The sequence below is a fragment of the bacterium genome (assembly GCA_035703895.1).
Taxonomy (GTDB): Bacteria; Sysuimicrobiota; Sysuimicrobiia; order Sysuimicrobiales; family Segetimicrobiaceae; genus Segetimicrobium.
The window spans coordinates 1-5,211 of sequence record DASSXJ010000153.1 but is presented as its reverse complement, the minus strand read 5'-3'; the positions used below and the strand labels follow the sequence as shown (position 1 = coordinate 5,211).

Sequence of the window (5,211 nt, the reverse complement as noted above, 5' to 3'; positions counted from 1 at the left end):
CGCGTCGGGCTCGACTCGGACCCTCCCAACATGGACCCGCATCGCTCCACGGCGGCGGTGGACCGGCAGGTCTATCAAAGCCTTTACGACAAGCTCGTGGATACCGACGAAAACCTCAAGATCATCCCGATGCTGGCGACGTCGTGGACGATCAGTGCCGATGGGAAGACCGTGACGTTCAATCTCCGGCAGGGCGTGAAGTTTCACGACGGGACCCCGTTTAACGCCGAGGCGGTGAAGTTCAACTTCGACCGCATGCAGGACCCCAAGTTCCCCTCGGCCCGCCGCGCCGAGGTCCAACCGGTGCAGAAGGTCACGGTCGTGGACCCCTACACGGTGGCGCTGAGCCTGGAGAAGCCCTACAGCCCGTTGCTCTACGTCCTGACCGACCGCGCCGGCATGATGGTTTCGCCGGCCGAGGCGCAAAAGGCGGGCACGAACTTCGCGCTCCACCCCGTCGGGGCCGGGCCCTTCCGCTTCGTCGAGAAGGTGCCCCAAGACCACGTCACGCTGGAGCGCAACCCCGACTACTGGATGAAAGGGCAGCCGTACCTCGATCGAATCATCTTTCGAGCGATCGTGGACAACAATGCCCGCATCGCGAACCTGAAATCGGGAGATGTTGATATCATCAACATCGTGCCGCTTCCCCAGGCGAAGCAGCTGGCGCAGGAGGCGGCCCAACCTGGGGCGCGGTTCAAACTGCTCGAGCACGGCGCGTTCTCCTGGTCGGGGATCTGGCTCAACGTGACCAAGCCGCCGTTCGACAACAAGCTCCTCCGGCAGGCGTTTAACGCGACGATCGACCGAAACGTGATCGTGAACACGGTGCTGCAGGGGGCCGCGTACCCCTCGTACTCGTTCTTCCCCAACGGGACGCCCGCGTTCGACCCGGCGTGGAAGATCCCCCCCCGCAACATCCAGCTGGCGAAGGAGAAGTTGCAGGCCGCGGGACACCCGACCGGGTTCTCGATGAATTTGCTCGTCACGCCGAGTCAAGTGGATCAGGCGATCGGCCAGGCGGTCCAATCGATGGCCGCCGATGCGGGGATCCAGGTAAAGCTGCAGATCATCGAGTTTGGCGCGCTGCTGCACGAGACCGATACGCTGATGCACCAGGCGGCGTTCCTGGGGTGGAGCGGCCGTCCCGACCCCGACTTCGACATCTACCCGTTCATGACGCAGTCCGGGATCGGCTCCTTCAACGACGCCGGATATACCAACCCGAGAGTGCAGACGCTGCTCGACGCCGCTCGGCTCCTGAACGACATGACCCAGCGCCGCCGCGCGTATAAGGAAGTGACGCAGATCCTGGCCGATGATCTCCCGTACGTCTGGCTGTACTTTGCGAAAGAGTACAAGCTCGTCAGCACCAAGGTGCAGGGGTTCATCCACGTTCCGGACGGCATGATGCGGTTCCGGACGGTGCGCCTGGGACAGTAGGGTCGCCGCGCCGAGGGGGTGATGAGGCTCGGCCCGACCGCGAGCGTACCGGGAGGATCGGCCGTGCGCAGATGGGGAGTCGTCGCCCTGAGCGTGGTCATCGCCGGCAGCGTCCTGGCCGCGGCATTCGCGCAGGGAGGCCGGCAGGGGGGAACCCTACGAGCCGCGCTCGACCGTGATCCTCCGAACCTGGATCCGCACCGCTCCACCGCCGCCGTCGACCGACAGGTATTCCAGAGCCTCTACGACAAGCTCGTCGACACCGACGAGAACTTGCGTATCATCCCGATGCTGGCGACGTCGTGGACGATCAGTCCGGACGGCAAGACTATGGCGCTCAAGCTCCGGCAAGGGGTGAAGTTCCACGACGGGACCCCGTTCAACGCCGAGGCCGTGAAATACAACTTCGACCGGATGCAGGACCCCAAGTTCCCCTCGGCTCGGCGCAGCGAGATCGGGCCTATCCAGAACGTCGTCGCCGTCGATTCCGCGACCGTCCAGATCGTCCTGGAGAAACCCTACAGCCCGCTCCTCTACGTCCTGACCGATCGCGCCGGGATGATGGTCTCTCCCGCCGCCGCTCAGAAGGCGGGTGGCAACTTTGCGCTTGCCCCGGTGGGGGCCGGGCCGTTTCGGTTCGTCGAAAAGATCCCACAGGATCACATCGCGCTGGAGCGCACCCCGGATTACTGGGCGAAGGGACAGCCGTCTCTCGACCGGATCGTCTACCGTCCGATCATCGACGATAACGCGCGCGTCGCGAACTTGAAGTCGGGTGACGTGGACATCATCAACATCGTTCCGCTGCCCCAGGTCAAGCAATTGACGCAGGAAGCCGCCCAGACTGGGGCGCGGTTCAAATTGCTCGAGCGGGGGGCGTTTCAATGGTACGGCGTCTGGTTGAACGTCACCAAGCCGCCGTTCGACAGCAAACTGCTCCGGCAGGCGTTCAACGCGGCGATCGACCGGAGCGTGATCGCAAATGTCGTGCTGCAGGGAGCGGCGTACCCGGCGTTCTCGTTCTTCCCGAACGGGACCCCGGCGTACGATCCCGGCTGGAAGATCCCGTCTCGCAATCTCCCTTTGGCTAAGGAAAAGCTCCAGGCCGCGGGCCGCCCGAACGGGTTCGCGTTCACCATGCTCACGCTGCCTGGGCAGCAGGATCAGGCCCTCGCCCAAGCGATCCAGTCGATGGCCGCCGAGGCGGGCATCCAGATGAAGATCGAGACGATCGAATTCGGGGCGATGCTGGACACGATGGCGCGCCTGCAGCATCAGGCGGGGCAGATTGGCTGGAGCGGGCGGCCGGACCCGGACTTCGATATTTACCCCCACGTCACTCAGTCCGGGATCGGGTCGTTCAACTTCGGGGGGTACACCAACCCCAAGGTGCAGGAACTCCTGGACGCCGCCCGCCTGCTCAACGACATGAGCCAGCGCAAGCGGGCCTACGGCGAAGTGACGAAGATCCTCGCCGACGACATGCCGTACGTGTGGACCCACTTCCCCAAAGAATACAAGCTCGTGTCCGCGAGAGTGCATGGGTTTGTCCAGGTGCCGGACGGGATGATGCGGTTCCACAAGGTGTGGCTGTCCCCGTGACCCTGTTCCTCGCCCGCCGGCTGCTCCAGATGATCCCGGTGCTGTTCTTCGTCAGCGTCATCATCTTCGTGCTCATCAACCTGGTGCCGGGTGACGCGGCGCGGCTCTTTCTCGGGGAAGAGGCACCCCCGGACGCCCTCGCGGTCCTGCGCCACGAGATGGGACTGGACCGGCCGCTCTACGTCCAGTACCTGCGCTGGGCGGGCGGCCTGGTTCGCGGCGACTTCGGCCATTCATTCAAGGACAACCGCAAAGTCCTGCCCACACTGCTCCAGAAGGTCCCGGTCACCGCCGAGCTCGCCGCGGGGGCGCTATTGATCGCCTGGACGATCGCGATCCCCGCCGGGGTGCTCGCGGCGTGGCGCCGGCGGACGGTCGTGGACTACTCCGCCTCCGCGGTGGCGCTGACCGGGCTCAGCATTCCGAACTTCTGGCTCGGCATCATGCTGATCTACCTGTTCGCCGTCAACCTGCGCTGGCTTCCGGCGTCGGGGTACGTCTCGCCTGCCCAAGACCTCGGCCGCAACCTCAGGACGATCGTGATGCCGGCCTTCGTCTTAGGCGTCGTGCTCGCCGCCGTCGTGATGCGGCAGCTGCGCAGCAGCATGCTGGAGGTGTTGGGCGCGGACTACGTGCGAACTGCGAGCGCCAAGGGGCTCGGCGCGCGGGTCGTGCTCATCCGGCACGCGCTTCGGAACGCGGTGATCCCCGTCATCACCGTGATGGGGATCCAATTGGGCACGCTGCTGGGGGGCGCCGTCATCACCGAGTCGATCTTCGCGCTCCCGGGGCTCGGCCGGCTGGCGGTGGAGTCGATCTACGGCCGCGACTATCAAATGCTCGAAGGCGTCGTGCTGTTCAGCGCGTTCTCGATCCTCTTGATCAACCTCCTGGTGGACGTCGTGTACTCCCTCATCGACCCGCGTATCAAGCTGGCCGGAGCCCGGCCGTGACCGTCGCCGTTGAGGCGATCCCCAGCGTCGGGCGGCGCGCCGTCGAGCGGCGCGGCGTCAAGCACCTCGTGCGCCGGTTCGCCCGCAACCGGCTGGCCCTCGTGGGGTTCCTCCTGTTCCTCGTGATCGTCTTCATGGCGCTGCTCGCGCCGTGGATCGCCCCCGCTTCTCCGGTCAAGACCGACTTCACCGCGTACCTTCAGCCTTCCGGCCCGCGCCACTTGTTGGGCACGGACGAGTTGGGCCGCGACGTCTTGAGCCGGATCATCTTCGGATCCCGGGCCTCGCTCGAGGCCGGCATCGTCTCGGTCGGCCTGGCCATCGCCGCCGGGTTGCCGCTGGGGATCGTGGCGGGATTCTACCGCGGCCGTCTAGACGATCTCCTCATGCGGCTGACCGATGCGATGCTGTCGTTTCCTCCGCTCATCCTGGCGCTCGCCGTCGCCGCGGTCCTCGGACCGGGGCTCGCCAAAGCGATGGTCGCGATCGCGGTCGTGCTCACGCCGGTGTTCATGCGGATCATGCGCGCGCAGGTGCTCACCGAGCGGGAGCGGGAGTACGTGGACGCCGCTCGGGCCTTGGGCGCGGCCGACCGGCGGATCATCTGGCGCCACCTGTTGCCCAACAGTCTCGCCCCGATCGTCGTGCAGGGGTCGCTCAACGTCGCCGGGGCGATCATCACCGAGGCCACGTTGAGCTTTCTCGGGCTGGGCACGCAGCCTCCCACTCCATCGTGGGGCGCGATGCTGAACGCCGCCCAGCAATATCTCACCCAGGCGCCGTGGTTGTCGTTCTGGCCGGGCCTGGCGATCGCCATCACGGTGTTTGCGGTGAATGTCGCGGGCGATGGCCTCCGGGAGATCTGGGACCCGCGGACGCGCTGATCAGGAGGTGCCGCATCTCCCCGGTCAGGATTCGTGAGGACAGGCTCAAGGCGCGCGTGACTGAACTCGGACACGTCGGCCGCACGACCGAGGGCGGCGTCACGCGCCTGTCCTACCGGCACGAGCACGCCGAGGCCGGACGCCTCGCCGCGGGGTGGATGCGCGAGGCCGGCGCCGACGTGGGCGTGGACCGGTGGGGGAATCTCTTTGGCGTCGTTCCGGGGACCGGGAACGCGCTTCCGCCGGTCGCCGCCGGCTCGCACCTCGACACCGTCCCCAACGGAGGGATCTTCGACGGCGGGCTCGGCGTCGTTGCGGCGGTCGAGGCG

At 66.3% G+C, this 5,211-nt stretch carries 5 protein-coding genes; all 5 read left to right on the top strand.

Annotation, left to right across the window (positions count from 1 at the left end; genetic code table 11):
- Positions 1–1,443, top strand: a 1,443-nt coding sequence (locus VFP86_10440) for an ABC transporter substrate-binding protein (protein HET9000054.1), incomplete at its 5' end; no start/stop codon positions are given.
- Between the two features lie 63 nt (positions 1,444–1,506).
- Positions 1,507–3,045, top strand: coding sequence for an ABC transporter substrate-binding protein (locus VFP86_10435; GenBank protein ID HET9000053.1), 1,539 nt, complete (start codon positions 1,507–1,509; stop codon positions 3,043–3,045).
- A complete protein-coding gene (locus VFP86_10430; GenBank protein HET9000052.1) occupies positions 3,030–3,998 on the top strand; it encodes an ABC transporter permease in 969 nt (322 codons plus the stop codon). Before VFP86_10435 ends, VFP86_10430 begins: the two co-directional genes overlap by 16 nt.
- Positions 3,995–4,882: an ABC transporter permease gene (locus tag VFP86_10425; protein ID HET9000051.1), complete on the top strand. Its 888-nt coding sequence runs from the start codon at positions 3,995–3,997 to the stop codon at positions 4,880–4,882. The genes VFP86_10430 and VFP86_10425 overlap by 4 nt, the downstream gene beginning before the upstream one ends.
- A gap of 56 nt (positions 4,883–4,938) precedes the next feature.
- A partial coding sequence (locus VFP86_10420; protein ID HET9000050.1) for a Zn-dependent hydrolase occupies positions 4,939–5,211 on the top strand: 273 nt, incomplete at its 3' end.